This is a genomic window from Uliginosibacterium gangwonense DSM 18521 (genome assembly GCF_000373965.1).
GTDB classification, from domain to species: Bacteria; Pseudomonadota; Gammaproteobacteria; order Burkholderiales; family Rhodocyclaceae; genus Uliginosibacterium; species Uliginosibacterium gangwonense.
The window spans coordinates 1-14,582 of sequence record NZ_KB892842.1; the positions used below are offsets into that span (position 1 = coordinate 1).

At 52.2% G+C, this 14,582-nt stretch carries 21 protein-coding genes; 6 read left to right on the top strand and 15 right to left on the bottom strand.

All coding sequences use genetic code 11. The features are described 5' to 3' along the window. The coding region (locus tag B145_RS29330) for a transposase (protein WP_018607132.1) at positions 1-383 on the bottom strand (383 nt) is incomplete at its 3' end. Between the two features lie 60 nt (positions 384-443). Between B145_RS29330 and B145_RS0110220 the strand changes: the two genes are divergently transcribed. Continuing rightward, positions 444-2,360, top strand: coding sequence for a hypothetical protein (locus B145_RS0110220; protein WP_157288361.1), 1,917 nt, complete (start codon positions 444-446; stop codon positions 2,358-2,360). A gap of 432 nt (positions 2,361-2,792) precedes the next feature. On the opposite strand, the gene B145_RS0110225 is transcribed toward B145_RS0110220, so the two are convergent. Then, entirely contained in the window at positions 2,793-3,173 is a 381-nt protein-coding gene (locus tag B145_RS0110225; RefSeq protein WP_026259010.1) for a winged helix-turn-helix transcriptional regulator, read from the bottom strand. Positions 3,174-3,268: 95 nt separating this feature from the next. On the opposite strand from B145_RS0110225, the gene B145_RS0110230 reads away from it, so the two are divergent. Both B145_RS0110230 and B145_RS0110235 read left to right on the top strand, forming a co-directional pair. Then, entirely contained in the window at positions 3,269-3,685 is a 417-nt protein-coding gene (locus B145_RS0110230; protein ID WP_018607135.1) for a DoxX family protein, read from the top strand. A 41-nt stretch (positions 3,686-3,726) separates the two neighbouring features. Further along, complete coding sequence (locus B145_RS0110235; protein ID WP_018607136.1) at positions 3,727-4,617, top strand: haloalkane dehalogenase; 891 nt, start codon at positions 3,727-3,729, stop codon at positions 4,615-4,617. 269 nt (positions 4,618-4,886) lie between these two features. On the opposite strand, the gene B145_RS0110240 is transcribed toward B145_RS0110235, so the two are convergent. Genes B145_RS0110240 through B145_RS25185 form a run of 6 tightly spaced genes read right to left on the bottom strand, consistent with a single transcriptional unit; the run spans position 4,887 to position 8,769 of the window. Continuing rightward, positions 4,887-5,597: an SDR family oxidoreductase gene (locus B145_RS0110240; RefSeq protein WP_018607137.1), complete on the bottom strand. Its 711-nt coding sequence runs from the start codon at positions 5,595-5,597 to the stop codon at positions 4,887-4,889. A gap of 26 nt (positions 5,598-5,623) precedes the next feature. Beyond that, positions 5,624-5,914, bottom strand: a complete 291-nt coding sequence (locus tag B145_RS0110245; protein WP_018607138.1) for a YciI family protein — start codon at positions 5,912-5,914, stop codon at positions 5,624-5,626. Then, positions 5,911-6,882 carry an enoyl-CoA hydratase/isomerase family protein gene (locus B145_RS0110250; RefSeq protein ID WP_018607139.1) on the bottom strand — a complete coding sequence of 324 codons (972 nt, stop codon included), beginning with the start codon at positions 6,880-6,882 and terminating at the stop codon, positions 5,911-5,913. The genes B145_RS0110245 and B145_RS0110250 overlap by 4 nt, the downstream gene beginning before the upstream one ends. A gap of 43 nt (positions 6,883-6,925) precedes the next feature. Beyond that, complete coding sequence (locus B145_RS0110255) at positions 6,926-7,378, bottom strand: nuclear transport factor 2 family protein (RefSeq protein ID WP_018607140.1); 453 nt, start codon at positions 7,376-7,378, stop codon at positions 6,926-6,928. Between the two features lie 23 nt (positions 7,379-7,401). Then, complete coding sequence (locus B145_RS0110260; RefSeq protein ID WP_018607141.1) at positions 7,402-8,208, bottom strand: SDR family NAD(P)-dependent oxidoreductase; 807 nt, start codon at positions 8,206-8,208, stop codon at positions 7,402-7,404. A 33-nt stretch (positions 8,209-8,241) separates the two neighbouring features. Next, positions 8,242-8,769 (bottom strand): alpha/beta fold hydrolase, encoded by a 528-nt coding sequence (locus tag B145_RS25185; protein ID WP_018607143.1) that lies wholly within the window; start codon positions 8,767-8,769, stop codon positions 8,242-8,244. On the opposite strand from B145_RS25185, the gene B145_RS25190 reads away from it, so the two are divergent. The 3 genes from B145_RS25190 to B145_RS0110280 all read left to right on the top strand — a co-directional run bounded on the left by B145_RS25190 (position 8,757) and on the right by B145_RS0110280 (position 10,498). After that, positions 8,757-9,407 (top strand): type II secretion system protein GspD, encoded by a 651-nt coding sequence (locus B145_RS25190; protein ID WP_018607145.1) that lies wholly within the window; start codon positions 8,757-8,759, stop codon positions 9,405-9,407. The two genes, B145_RS25185 and B145_RS25190, sit on opposite strands and share 13 nt — an antisense overlap. Before the next feature lie 487 nt (positions 9,408-9,894). Continuing rightward, on the top strand, positions 9,895-10,227 hold the full coding sequence (locus B145_RS0110275; protein WP_026259012.1) for a hypothetical protein: 333 nt from the start codon (positions 9,895-9,897) through the stop codon (positions 10,225-10,227). Further along, positions 10,208-10,498 carry a hypothetical protein gene (locus B145_RS0110280; RefSeq protein ID WP_157288362.1) on the top strand — a complete coding sequence of 97 codons (291 nt, stop codon included), beginning with the start codon at positions 10,208-10,210 and terminating at the stop codon, positions 10,496-10,498. The genes B145_RS0110275 and B145_RS0110280 overlap by 20 nt, the downstream gene beginning before the upstream one ends. An 82-nt stretch (positions 10,499-10,580) precedes the next feature. Here B145_RS0110280 and B145_RS0110285 read toward each other — a convergent pair whose 3' ends face one another. The 7 genes from B145_RS0110285 to B145_RS0110320 all read right to left on the bottom strand — a co-directional run bounded on the left by B145_RS0110285 (position 10,581) and on the right by B145_RS0110320 (position 14,580). Beyond that, positions 10,581-10,919: a hypothetical protein gene (locus B145_RS0110285; RefSeq protein ID WP_018607149.1), complete on the bottom strand. Its 339-nt coding sequence runs from the start codon at positions 10,917-10,919 to the stop codon at positions 10,581-10,583. A gap of 282 nt (positions 10,920-11,201) precedes the next feature. Continuing rightward, positions 11,202-12,317: a zonular occludens toxin domain-containing protein gene (locus B145_RS25195; RefSeq protein ID WP_018607150.1), complete on the bottom strand. Its 1,116-nt coding sequence runs from the start codon at positions 12,315-12,317 to the stop codon at positions 11,202-11,204. A gap of 14 nt (positions 12,318-12,331) precedes the next feature. Beyond that, positions 12,332-12,622: a DUF2523 domain-containing protein gene (locus B145_RS0110295; protein ID WP_018607152.1), complete on the bottom strand. Its 291-nt coding sequence runs from the start codon at positions 12,620-12,622 to the stop codon at positions 12,332-12,334. 1 nt (position 12,623) lies between these two features. Further along, a complete protein-coding gene (locus B145_RS0110300; protein ID WP_018607153.1) occupies positions 12,624-12,926 on the bottom strand; it encodes a hypothetical protein in 303 nt (100 codons plus the stop codon). A gap of 5 nt (positions 12,927-12,931) precedes the next feature. Continuing rightward, on the bottom strand, positions 12,932-13,297 hold the full coding sequence (locus tag B145_RS0110305) for a hypothetical protein (RefSeq protein ID WP_018607154.1): 366 nt from the start codon (positions 13,295-13,297) through the stop codon (positions 12,932-12,934). A gap of 607 nt (positions 13,298-13,904) precedes the next feature. Further along, positions 13,905-14,114, bottom strand: coding sequence for a major capsid protein (locus B145_RS0110310; protein ID WP_018607155.1), 210 nt, complete (start codon positions 14,112-14,114; stop codon positions 13,905-13,907). Positions 14,115-14,376: 262 nt separating this feature from the next. Beyond that, entirely contained in the window at positions 14,377-14,580 is a 204-nt protein-coding gene (locus B145_RS0110320; RefSeq protein WP_018607157.1) for a hypothetical protein, read from the bottom strand. Positions 14,581-14,582 lie beyond the last annotated feature (2 nt).

Consider the following 14,582-nt stretch of genomic DNA (forward strand, 5'->3'; position numbering starts at 1 on the left):
AAAACGCTTAAACCGTCTGGACCAAGTTCGCTCCACTTGGCGAAATAGGCATGCACCGTGCGCCATTTCGGATATTCACTGGGCAGCATCCGCCACTGGCAGCCACTTTTTAGCAAATACAGCACGCCACAGAACACATCATATAGATCAACCGTACGGGGCTTGGTCTGTTTGCGTACACTTTCCAGCAAAGGACGGATCTGTTCGAACGCTTCCCTGCTCACATCACTGGGGTATTTCTTTCTCATGCCGCAGCTTACGACATTCAAATGATTGTGAACAGGTTCTAAGAGGCTGTTTACAATTTTTTCAGCAGCAAGGTCAAATGGGAGGGATTGCTGCCGCTTCACGCTGATGTGCAGCAAGGCCAATGTCTTTTGCATTGCATATGTCGTCCGAATGTACGTAGAATCGTCGGAATATCTACTCCCGAAGATCCAATCATGCGTAAAGCTATTCTCGCCTTGGTTTGCCTTAGACTGATGGTGGCTTGTGGAGGTGGCGACGGCGAGAGTAGCGGCGCATCCGGCAGTGGGGAAACCTATGCCGAACTCTCCGTTTCCCGTATTGACGCGATTGCTGCGATGTTGCCTGACCAACCCGCTGGCAGTGGCCCGACTTGCGCCGACCGTGCCTCTTGGGGAAAACCGGAGCTTGCCAGCCGTGTCACTGACATCCTGGCTAACGCCGATACCCGCCTCACCCAAGCATTCCCCGCATGGAGCGATGCAGATTATCTGGACTACTCCCAGACTGGCAGCCGTACCCGAGGCGAAGCCATGATGAATGCGCGCAAAAGCTGGATTTATCCTCTGGTGATGGCGGAATGCGTGCGCTATGACGGACGCTATTTGGCGGCAATTGAAAAAACCTTGACCGAACTTGCCAGCCAACCCACCTGGACTTGGCCGGAGCAAGACAAGACCTTGCGCAATTTTCGCTATGCCAATTACGAAGTGGATCTGATGGCGGCGGATACCGCCCACGAACTGGCGCAAACCCTGTATTTGCTGGGTAACAAGATTTCCACCCCGGTGCGCCAGAGTGTGCTGACTGCGCTGGAACAACGCATATTCACGCCACTGCGCCGCACCCTGCAGACCGGCAATAGTGATAATTGGTGGCTGGCAAATCATTACAGCTGGAACGCAGTCTGCCTGAAAGGCACCGTCGGTGCCGCACTGGCGGCACTGCCCGATCACCGTGATCGCGCAGTCTTCGTGGCCATGGGCGAGCATTACATTCAGAATTACCTTGGCACTTTTGGCAACGATGGCTACAACGTCGAAGGGCCAAGCTACTGGAATTATGGCTACGGGCATTTCACCGAGTTGCGCGAGCTGATCGGCCGCGCAAGCGAGAACAAGATCGATCTTTTCAGCGATCCAAAGGTGCGCAATATTGCGCTTTACGGCGCGCGCATCCAGATGTTCCCCAACAATGTCGCCGCCTTCAGCGATACCAGCCCCACCACCAAGATGGATTCCTTCGTACTGGGCTACAACAACGACGCACAGGGATTGGGCTTGAGCTCCAGCTTGGCAACGGCAGCACTCAGTTCCAGCACCAAGCAGTCGGCGAACAGTGCGCCGCTGGCAGTAGCTTCAACAATCTTGTTCGCAACCCCGTATGCTCTCACAGGCAGCTCGGTGGTCATTGATCCACTGCGTGGCTATTTCAGTGATGTCGGCGTTCTGGTGACTCGCCCAGCCAGCGGATCAAGCAACAAAATCGCTGCCAGTATTAAATCCGGCGGCAATGGCGCCCATAGCCACAACGACATAGGTTCCTACACCATTGCACTCAACGCCGAGCAACCCAGCGGCGACGTTGGCAAACCGGCCTATACCAGCAAAACTTTCAGCAGCGAGCGCTACACCATCAAGGCCATCAATTCCTATGGCCATCCGGTGCCGGTGGTTGACGGGCAATTGCAGATCGACGCCACCAGCGTCAAACACAAAGTGCTGGCGACCCACTTTACCGATGCCGACGACGAAATCACCATTGATCTCAAGCCCGCCTATAGCCTGAGCGGCCTGCAGACGCTGACCCGTACCCTGCATCACAAGCGCGCCGACGGTGGCAGCATCAGCATCCAGGACGACTTTTCATACGATGTGCCCCGCAGTTTCGAAACAGCTATGACCACCACAGGCTCTTGGCAACTGATCGCACCCGACACCATCGAGCTATGGAAAACCAACGAGCACCTGATTGCCAAGATTGAAGCCTCTGCAGCGTATAGCGTCAGCGGCGAGGTGATCGACGAAGAAGGCTTGATCTTCAAGCGCATCGCCATCCGCCTGAACGGAAATCAGCAAACGGGTTGGGTGAAAGTTGTGATGCAAAGTAAATAGTCGAATCTGAAAGATCCCGTTTTCGGAGGCTGATCTAGCAATCCCGCTCAACGCGAGGCTGTGTGCTGGTCTGCCGACGAATATCCACGCCGCCGGTGCAAAGCATAAGGAGTTTGGCGGGCGCCAAAATGGCACACAGGCGGGTTTCAAAGTGAAGCGGTCATCCGTGTGGCTGCTTCGCGGAGACCGGGACCGTCAGATATCGGTCTGTCAATCCTGCTTCAATGCTTCATAAGCCGTCAAGGCTCAAAATCGACCCAATTCGGACCGTCGTGTCCGTGTACTGTCATCGACAGGAAACTGAGTGCAGCAGACATTTCGGACAGGCTCACCGGCAGGTCATAGCAGTCATCCATTCCCTATCCATTTTGCGACAGCTTTGTGATACCAAAGGGAGGCTCGAAATCATTAATGGCAGTTCGCCAAAGCAGCCTAGCTACTTCGGGCTTTCCGGCCACGCGTAGCCTGTTTGATTGGAACGCTTTGTCCGTACTCTTTCCACCAAGCTGTGAGCGCCTCCATCGTCGGGCCGAGCCCACGCGCCTTTTGCGTGATTTCGTATTCAACTCGCGGCGGTACTTCTGCGAACACCGTGCGCGACACTAAACCGTCCGCCTCTAGCTCACGAAGTTGCGCCGTGAGCATGTGCTGAGTGATACCTGGAATTGCTTTGCGAAGCTCTCCAAAACGGTACAGACGCTGATTAAGCAGCCACATGATTTCCAGCTTCCATTTGCCTGAAAGCAGTGCAAATGCGCGACGCATTTCCTCGTGCATGTTGATCTCAGAATCTTCAATAGTCTGCTTTTTCATACTAAGCACCATTTTTTCATCCTACTTGTCAATAGTCATCTTAGACGACATCCTTGCTGCGTGTCAAACTCAAATGCTGATTAGCAATTAACTCAATGACTACTACATACATCTACTGGATTAGCACCGCTCTGTTGTCGCTGCTCTATTTCGCTTCTGCTTTCCTGTATATCACCAAGGGCGACTTCGTTCGGAAAGCTCAGGCGGACTTGGGCTATTCGGCCCCACTTCTGGTGCCGTTCATGATCGTCGTCAAGCTGCTTGGGCCTGTTGCGGTTCTGTGGCACTTCAACGCAGCACTCAGCGATCTTGCCTACGCCGGCATCTTCTATCACCTGATCTTGTCTGGCTTGGCACACCTGGGTGTTCGCAAGCCCAAGGGCGCCATTCCAGCGGCTGCCGGACTTATTTTTCTGGTCGCCTCCTTCACGACACAAAACGCCGCCCGCGAACTGCAATCGCCTTACAGCCTTACACCCGACGGCGGAATGGTCATCGACGCTGCGCGCTGACCGGCGCAATGACATCAACTACGAAGCGATTGGAGAAACGAATGAGCCAATTTCAAGCCAAGACCTCAGAACAGTATTTTGCCGCAAAGAAATACCTCGACATTCACGGGCACAGGATGGCCTATATCGATGAAGGCGAAGGTGCGCCCATCATCTTTCAGCATGGCAATCCCACGTCCTCCTACATCTGGCGCAACGTCATGCGCCACCTGCGTGGGCAGGGTCGATTGATCGCTGCTGATTTTATGGGAATGGGCGACTCCGAGAAGCTCGACCCGGCGCTTGGCCCCTCCCGCTACAACTTCAACGAGCAGCGAAAGTATCTCCATGGTCTATGGGACGCATTGGACCTCGGCAACGAGGTGATCCTTGTTCTGCACGACACGGGTTCTATGTTTGGCTTCGACTGGGCGAATCAGCACCGAGACCGCGTTCAGGGCATTGCCTACATGGAATCCATTGTCGCCCCGCTGTACGTATCCGACTTTCCAGAATATGCGCAGGCCCAGCTCAAGCAAATGACACCCGAAGGACTGGAAGCCAGTTTGCAGGGGCTGGACTTTCTCGAAGGATTTCTGCTCGGGGCACGTGACTTCACCAATGTGGAAAAGGCTCATTACCACACCCCTTTCCTCAACCCTGGTGAGGACCGCCGCCCCATGATTTCATTCGATTTGCCGCTCGAAGGGCTGCCAGAACATACCAATAAGATTGTTGCGGATTATTCGCTCTGGCTTAGCCACAGTGCTGTTCCCAAGCTGCTGATCCGGGCTGAACCCGGCTATCTATTGAGCAATCGCCTATACGATATTGCGAAGACTTGGCCGAACCAGACCGAGGTTACGGTCAAAGGTGGCCATTACATTCAGGAAACAACTCCGGATGAGGTGGGATTGGCGATAGCAGATTTCGTGCGTCATTTGCGTGGTTAATCGTCGGCCAGACCGGTCATTTTCCCCGTAAGAAAAATGGCTGTAGACCTATCGAAAGTTGCCATTGAAGTATCTAGCAAGCTAGGTGCGATTCAAGAAGACACCTAAACCGATGGTAATTTGCGGCGTATTGAGTAAAAAATGTGTTTTTAACTGTCTATGACCAGAGCTTGGGCTATTTCTTCGGTGGTATGGGCCTTGCGGTCACCAAGAAATCACGATTCGTAGCTTCGACCAACTCCAGAGGCGGAGTCGGTCGAACAACCGACTCATCCAAGCATTCCCAAATACATTGGCGGCACTGCCGTTAGTCCTGCATGCACGTTGCGGGTCACGTCATCGGCCAATAGTTCGGACTGTCCGGCCTCCAAGGCGTCAATCGTCATGCGCGCGACATCGTCAGGGGATGTTTTGGCGCCCGGCACGCCGCGTGCCATGTCGGTGTCCATGAAAGCGACGTGCAGGGACAGGACTTCCGTACTCTGGCCTTTTAGTTCCTGCCGCATTGCATTACTCAAAGCCCAAGCAGCAGCCTTGGAGGCACTGTAGCTACCAGTAACGCTGGGCAACGTAGCCCAGCTTAGGGCCGAGATAACGTTGATGACGGCACTGCCATTGTGAGCGGCCAGAATCGGTGCAAATGCCTGCGCCATGCGCAACGGACCCACTGTATTCGTTTCGAACTGCTGATGCAGCAGTTCGATAGCTGTAGGTGCGAGCACAGGTCCGGAGCCCCCAATGCCAGCGTTGTTGACCAGCAAACTCACATCGCCCAATCCACGAGCGAACGCCTTGATCTGGTCGGGGCTGGTCACATCCAAGCGTACCGGCACGACGCCTGACTGCGCCGTGATGGTCGATGGATCACGTGCGGCCGCATAGACTTTGGCGGCACCGGCAGCCAGCAGTGTGCGGACGAATGCAGCCCCTAACCCTCTATTGGCGCCCGTAACGAGCGCGACAGAACCTTGAAGCTTCATAATAATTCCTTCCAAAAAAGAAGCAGTTACGATGCCAAATGAAGCATGACGTAATGCTCATAATGGCCAACGCTATTCTTTACGATGGGATCTTCCGAGGTGAAGGCAGCGATGTCTTGGTCATCCCCAATCTGGTAGAGCGAGACACCGTAGCCGCCGCTTTCCTCAATCACCGGGCCATGGGCAACGATCACGCCTTTCGCGAGAAGATCGTCGAGAAAAACGCCATGCTGCTTCATCCATTTCAATTCATCGGCCGACATGGCGGCGAGAAAATTAGCACGCGGCGGAATCCATTTACATAAGTAGTATTTCATTTCGTCACCTTTGCGCTTTCTTGTAACAGCCTGTTTCCTTCGCCAACGTAAAAACCCATGTTGCTTTCAACTTTCTCAAGGCCAAGCTCCTGATACATTTTTCCGAACAAGGGCATGCGTTGTTGCAGCCCCGGCCATGACAAGGATTTCGTAAACTCCTTATATGAGTTCAATCGATCGGCCTCCTTGGGAAATACAACGCTATTAATCTGCTTTTTCGTGGTGATCAATGCTGTTTTGTCGAACGAGGCAAGACGATTCGCTATCTTTTCCACAAAACCATCAAGCTGTGCGTCAGGTATCGCACGGGTAACCCAGCCATACTTTTCAGCCAACTCGGCGTTGTAATCATCGGCACTCAAAAAAGCTTCAAGGGCGCGATCCCTGCCAGCAAGTCTTGCCAGCATGTCTGTGCCGCCACCACCAGGAAACAGGCCAATGGCTACTTCTGGCTGATCAAATATTGCCTTTTCCTTGCTGGCATATCGCAGATCAAACGCCAAGGTCAACTCGTTTCCGCCACCCTGTGTACGGCCGCGAACAGAGGCGATGGTGACAAATGGTGCGTCAGATAGGTTGGTAATCAATTCAACCCACAGAGGCTTGGCATTGGCACCAACCTGGCTCAGAAAGTTCGGAAACTGACTGGTGTCAAAGTGATTGAAAAAATAACCCGTCATGTCGCTAACAAAGATGACCACCTTGATGTTTTCATCTTTGCCCAGTTCCTTGATCGCCTCGTTCAAGGAAGCAATAGTTTCAGGATCAATGAAATTGATGGGGGCATTGAAGAAGTGCACTTTGGCAATCGCGGGCGATACGCGCTCAATGCTGATAGTGCTTTGATGAGCAGCTTTTACGACAACCGGTTCCGAGTTGTTTTTTGCTTTTGTTTCTTGCGCATAGGCAGTATTAAAAGCAAATGCTCCTGAAACAAGGATGGCTGTGATTATTTTTATTTTATTCATTTTAATTTCCCATGAAGAATTTGTATCGTGGCAAGGTGGTTATTCACTCTGCTGAAGTTTGATTAGCAGAAAGGCGCTTCCCTGCTTCGGCAGACAAAGTCATGACCACACTAGCGGGGCGCATCATGACCATGAAATCGGTGATTTTGCCTTCCTGATCGAACTCCATCAGATCGACACCGAATAGAATTTCATCACCGACTCGTGCACTGAATTCCAGGACGTATCCGGTACTGTTGCCGAAGTGCCGCAAGTAAGTAAAATCTTGGAGGACACTGAAAACTGCACGTAGAATTGCCACCATGGTTGCCTTGCCATGATATGGTTCTAGCGCCGCAGGATTGCGGAAAACAACATCCTCTGCGAGCAATTCGGGAAGACTGTCCCAATCCAGAGAGGCAACAATGCGATGCCACTCTTTGAGCCCAGTCTGGGCCGCTTGATGGGGTAGCCCTGTTTGGATGTCTGCGGTGGCGTGCAAATTTGAGTCGGTCATTTAAATCTCCAATAGTTAAATGTTTACTTCGCGGTATTAACGCTTTTAAGGATCGCGCTCTCGAACATTTTCGGCGCATGGTTTTGAAGGAAAAGAATCATGCGGCTCATCTTCCCCACGGGATTGCTGAACTTTGGCTCTTTCGCCTCAATCAGTCTGGTAATCGTGCAGACAACCGCGTCGGGCGATTCTGCTTCGTCGATGCCTTTTTGCGTGGCGGCGTTTACCAGTTTGCGATAGGTGTTGTAGTCCGCGATGCTGCCATTGGTTGCGGCGACGGCATGGTTTCCAAGGTTGGTCTTGAACCAGACAGGCTCGACCATGCTGACCTTGATATTGAATTGATTCAGTTCGAAACGCAGGGATTTGAAGTAACCCTGAACAGCATGCTTTGAGGCGGTGTAATAGGACAGATTCGGTGGCCCTATCCGGGCCACGATAGAACTGACAGTGATAATTCTCCCGCTCTTCTGTTTGCGGAAGTAGGGCAACAAAGCATTTGTCACCTTAACCGTGCCCCAGAAGTTCGTTTCAAACTGCTGCCTACCCAGTTCCATAGGAGTCTCTTCGGCAATGCCCGTTACCATGTATCCGGCGTTGTTGACTAGCACGTCCAGGTGTTTCGTGTAGGCGAACAACTCTTGCGTGAATGTCTGGATGGAGCTGTCGTCGTCAATATCCAGACGCAGCAGCTTGAAGGGCACGCTGCGCGCATATTTCTCAGGCTGGCGGCTAGTGCCAATCACATTGAACCCTTCTTTATGCAGCTTGTTGGCAAGCATCAAGCCAAAGCCGGACGAGGCGCCTGTAATCAAAATTGTTTTCTTCATTTTGTAAATCCTTTGAATTGGTATGGATGTGTCTCAGTACTTGAGAAAGGTGTTGATGTAGCTGGATGCGAGTTCGGGATATTGATCTTGTGGTCCATGGCCAGCGTCGGGCAGTACGATGAACTGCGTTGTCGGCGCTTTTCCGATAATCGGGTACCAGTTCTTAAATGAAAACGATATGTCATGGTCGCCCGACATAATGAGAACAGGCGTTTTCAGTGTGGAATATGCTGCCCTGAAGTTCTCGACATCTTCGACAATGGATGGGATGGGGGCGAAATAGCGCTTCAGCACTTCGGGGCTCTCGGGCACTTTCGAGTAGTCAATTCGATTGGAGATTCGCTTAAGTGACTTTTGCGCAGCTAGGCGACTATTGTCGGACTTTGGTTCGAAGAACAGGGTGACATAGTCCTCAAAACCGAGATCCTTGTTGGCCTTCATTGCGCTCTGTGCAAACGCGGGCTCCATGGCAACTTCGTTTTTACCCATCGCATTGTTGTCGATGAGAATCGTTTTCAGAACTCGGTGATGTTGCGCCTGGGCAAGTTTTGGTAAAGGCAATCATTTATGAAGTCCAGACCACGGCCAAAGAGTCCAGCGCCATCGATCTGGCCGTATCGCTTCTGAAAACCAAGGTTGGTGTCACGCTCAATGAGTCTGCAAAAGATAGCAGCAACGCCTATTTGAAGCTTCACGGCCTGGGTGTGGATTTCTCTGCCATCTATTCGGCTTTGTCCAGTGATGACCGTTTTAAGCTCGTATCCTCGCCGGTGGTGCGTGTGGTGTCGGGTGGCTCGGCTAAGTTCTCGGTTGGCCAAGAGGTGCCGATTCTTTCCGGTGTTTCCTATGACACACTCGGCAAGGCAGTGCAAAGCGTGACTTACAAGGATTCCGGCGTAATCCTGAACCTGACCGCCAGCATCAAGGGTGCTGTCTCTGACTTGCAGATCGAGCAGCAGATTAGCCAGTTTCAGAACACCACTACAGGCGTCAATTCCACGCCCACACTGATCAAGCGCTCCCTGAGTACGTCTATTCAGGCGGCGGATGATGATGTGCTGGTGTTGGGTGGGCTGAATGAGGATCGCTCCACTAAGACTGAAGCTGGGCTATCGTTCCTGCCTGCCTTGTTCCGGGCCAAGTCCGGGGAGGATCAGAAAACGGAGGTTTTGCTGTTGCTGAACGTCAAGCGTATCTAGGGCGGCCTGCTTTTTGAAAGCTGACTGCGGCGGTTGCTGCTGGTGTGGGGCGGTGGAATTCTTCGGAGTTCTGCCGCTTTTTTCTTGGCTCTGGTGCTGGAGAAAACAGCCTCAGGGCGTTTTTCCGCCTCACCGTTGAACCAAGCGTTATCAGGCGCCTGATAACGCGCGGGCAGGGCGCCTATTGTCCTGTGGGCTGGTTTTGGGGGCTTGGAGCCGCACGCGGAACGGTTGCGAGGACTGAGCGGGCGAAGCCCGCAGCAAGCGGCCGCGTCAGCGGCCCTAGATTTATAACTAGGACACATCTCAACCGATCAACCAGTAAAGGTGCTGGCGCTTGGGTTCGGACAGTTCCCGACCTGTCTTTTTTCTGTCCTGGGTGTGAAGTCTTTGGCGTTTTTTCCGTAAGTCCAGCCTTTTTTCCACTTGTCATTCTTTCGGCCTTTCTTTACTTTGTATTACAGTTTTTGACAAACAAGGGGCTGCCGTGTCTGACGACGTCGCGTTGGGTCTGTTCTTGATTGCCTTGGGGCTGGTGTTGGGCCTGCTGTCTCTTTATCTGTACCGCCGTCAGCGCCAGCGCGCTCCTGTCGTGATCCTGGGGGCTTTGTTCAATCCTACGGCAGAATCTCCGTACCAGCGGCTTGTCGATTCCACGGGCGGCGATGAAGCCTTGGCGAAGCGCTTGATTGTTGAACAGCTTGAGCGAAGCCCGAACATCAGCTATCCAGAAGCCGTCCGGGAAGCGTGGATAGATTTTCAGTTTGATTACACGCGCCAGCAGACACAGGGCGCTAAAGATGACTCGCGAGCAGCTTGAGGCTGCGGGAGATTTGGGAATGGAAACGGGGAAGTTGCAGGGCTATTACTGGCGCTGGCGCAATTGCCGGGTGTTTCAGAAAGATGGCTGGATGCAGAAAATTGAGCAGGAACAAAAACGCCTACTTGATGAAGTAGGCGTCGATCCTGCGGCGTTGTGGCTGTATTGCCGGTGGATGTCAGACCCTCGCGGTGTTCAGGAAGGAAAGTGTGACGATTTTCTGGAATATGTTGCGAACTCCAGCAAAAATCGTCGAAAAGATGAGTCTTAGTAATTGCTGATAATGTTTATTATGTCAACTTGCTTATTGCTATGGTTATCGCGGCAGGCCTCGCAAAAGAGGCAAAAACCCGTCAAAAATCGAAGGCTAACTGCGGATCAACTGTTGCCGCATAAGCGAAGTACCGATCCCACCTTTTTTGATTGTTAGGCTGACACAGCACCAAGCTGATCAGCCTAATTTTTTCAGGGTCTATTCCCGCTTCGACAAGCCTCAACTTCTCCACCCGAACACGTCTGTAGGCCTTGCGTTTTTGCCTCGCAAACCTCGCATTACGGACGTTCCAATATAAATTTATTAAATGCCCGCTCCACTCTGGATAGTCCATACGCAAAAAGCCGTAAAGACTACAGCGGGTGGCGACGTCTGTACAGGTGCCTGCTAGCGGCAGGTTTGAAGGCGTGGCGGGCATGCGTAACGGCAGTTGTCTCCATCACCGCCCCAAAGCAAAGGCGGCAGAACTCCGAAGAATCCCACCGCCTCGCGTACCTGTTTAACCAGGTGCTTGTCTGCTTTCAGGATGAAGAGTTTTGACGCCTAATGCATCGCCATCAACCAAAGACAGCCAACAACATAGCAAAAAAGAAAGATCAGGAGAAAAAGAAAAGTACAGAGAAGAACACCAGAGAAAAAACCACGAATCCGCAAAAGCAAAGTACAAGAACGCTCGTAATCCGTTTCCATAAAACCCCCATCAAGACTTAGGCTTGCTCTTAAAATTTCCCTTGGTCTCCACCGATCCGTCCATGCTAATCCAGCCCACAGGCGGCAAGGTCTGTGTATCAGCGCTGACGACCTGCGGAGCCTGCTGCTGAGGTGGCTGTTGTGTCGCCTGTTCGCCGGGTGGCTTGGTCTGCCAATCCACGAAATAGCCATTCTTGACGACATTGCGGCAAAACGCGTCCGAGGTGTCCAAACGCGTGCCTTGCTGGGTGTAGCAGGTGCAACGACTGCTTGAGGCCACACAGGCCGCAGGATACGGCGCAGTAACAGGTTTTGTGACCTGATCATAGACAGGCGCGGAGTACTGAAGGTTTTCAACACGTGGCTTGTACTGTGCGACGTATTCGGCAGGTGTAAGAGCAGGTTGAGCGTCAGAACGTTGTTTGGCGCCCTGCTCCATCAAACCACGTTCCATAACAGAACCGCCCAGGGCAGGCACAGACTGTTCCTGCCCTGGCTTCTGGCCGGGTTTCTCAAACACAGGCTTGAGCATCCTATAACCCATATAGGCCAGCACGAGCGCGACGATAGGCATCAAGAAAATCAAATAGAACTTGAACGGAATTGAACGCTTGACCGTGTGAACTTCGGCTGACTTGTAGTAGCCATAGACTTCCTTCTGGTAAAACCAGCGCGAGGACTGACTATCTTTACGCTGTTTGGGATTGTCTCTACACTCAGGCCACTCATGGATAGTGGCATTGTTGGAACCAAAGAACCTGACCACGTGGTTATGGCGACCTGTGAGCATGCGCACGTTCTTGTGAATCAGCATCGGCATTTGTGTGATCAACACAATATCGACGCCGCCATGCCTATGCGTCTCTAGCTTGCTGATGAACTCAGGAACATTGGCACCCGATGCAGCCGGTCTAAAAACCCGTTGAGCCTCATCAATAATGACAATGGCGTTGGCTTCGCATTCGAACCACTTTTCAGGATTGTCGAGCTGGTGCCAAGGCAACGTCAAATCAGAGATGTTGTGATAATAAACAGGCCGGTTTTCATCTTCTGACTTTTTCTTGTAGTACCAGAGTGTCCAAAGCGTTTTTCCATGGCCAGGGAGACCTGTAACAAGGTGAATCATTGCGCGCCCTCCCCTTACTTGAACTTCATTTTCTTGATGGCCCCATTCTTGAGGCCCTGTAACGCCCACTTTGCAGCTATGGCGCTAGTCAAGATATTCAAGCTTGTTCCTACCTTGAGAACACCCAGAATTCCCACCACCTGTGCAGGCAGGCTATTGCCCGCAGACACAAAGGCATCATGAAAATAGGTCATTGCTACATTGATGCCGATATAACTCACAAAACCGATAGACAGCCCCAAAAGAATTTGACCGATCAACGTACCAACAATAGACAAAATCGCAGCAGCAATAAGCACGGGCATGTTATGACTTCCCTATGATAATCAAGCCAATCACAAACGATATCATCACCGACACCGTTCCAAAATATGACATCCACTTGCATGCCTCACCCATCGGCACCACAATCGAATGACCATTCACAGAAAAGGACAAGTCAGCCAAGCATGACGCTGAAAACTCCTCCCGTTCAGAGCCTTGCAACATTGCACCAATATCCACAGTATCAACGTTTGCAGCAAGAACCGGATTATCAGAACGACCATTCAGGCCATTCTTAACCGCTTCGTCGTAAGCCTTTTTAGACGCGTCATCAGGCGTCATCATGCACTTCAGCTCCCATGCCTGACGAGCTTGAGCGCATTGCACAGCATCACCAGAGCAAACAGGTTGAGCTTTGCACCCACCATCAGACCATCCTGACTTGGAGTCAGGGCCGGATTGATCTGTACTTGGAGCACCGGATTGATTTGTACCGGGCGTACCAGATTGACCTGCACCCGGTGTAGAAGATTGACCCGTGCCGGGCGTACCTGATTGACCCGTACCGGGAGTGCTAGATTGACCTGTGCCCGGGGTGGAGGATTGACCCGTGCCGGGCGTACCCGATTGACCTGTACCGGGCTGGCCCTGACCCGGATCACTACCCGTACCACCAGAACCGTTAGCAGGATCACTGGCTTGCGAATTCGGGTCACAACTATCACCCGTAATATTCATTGTCGCTTTACCACTACCAGTCCATTGGCAACCTACAACGCAACTACCACCAGACGGTAGCGCATTCTTACCCGTGCCAGATACACAATTAAAATGCTGAACATTGGCCGGACAAGAAGGATCAGGCGCGGCAGCATCAACCGCCCACTTCTGAGCAGAATAATAACAACTGTTGGAACAGAGCTTTGTTGAATAATCAAACCCATCGCCTGGATTGCATTTGTACTCAGTGAGAATAGGGCCGTATGTATATTGCATGCCGGTTTTGGTCACCCGAATACAGTTGTAATTCCCACCACCCGCACTAGAACTACCACCATAGGTAAAACCATCACCAAGATTAGCCTGACAAGCCGCATCAACGGAATCATACGACACACCACCAGACGAGTATTTAACCTTAGGTGCGTAATTGGGAGAAGCGGCAAAAGAAGACGACCAGACAAAAAACAATATCAGGGCGCAAACAATATCCAGAACGCGCCGAGCATTGCTACGAGTACCCAAATTCCCATTTTGCATATCCTCCCCCTGATGGTAAAAGAGGGGCCGTAGCCCCTCATGGCAGCCAAGCCAGTGCAACAATTACAGGAAGCTGGCGATCCACTTGTATGCCTTGCCGCCCACCTTCATGGCAAGGATTGCGCCACCCACAACAGCCGCCGCAGCAGTAACAGCGGTAACCACAGTAGTGACAGCCGACATATCAAAATCACCCGCAGCAGCAAATGCACCAGCGGACAGGGTTGCAACACCAGCAGCTACGGCAATACGGTTACGAAATGCTTGAGTCATTTTTACAGCTCCTCTTGGTTTTGGGTGGAAAGCCACCCGTCTAAAAATCCCGCCAGAAAGCGGAACCCGAAAGCAACAGCCCAACACCCAATAATGCTGGAGCCGATCTGTTGCGCATCTTGCACACTCAAATTAAAGGGCGAAGCCTGCAAGCTTGAGACTTCGGCACCTGTGAAAACCACCATCTGGCAGTTCGTGACAACGGTCTGTGTTGTGTCGATAACCAGTTGCCCGGAGGCGTTTGTTACGAGACAGGCTGGCATCATTCATCCAGTTCGATCATGCGATGTATCTCGAAATCAGACTCATCTGGCATAGAGACCCGGATAGAGTCATGTGCATTGTCCCAATCAGGAAACCGCCCTGCCCTCGCCAGCGACCGACAGCAGTTCATGTCCCAGTCAATGAACAGGCCAGACCGGAGCTGGACGACATAGACAACACGAATCGCGGCCAGTCTTGCCATGA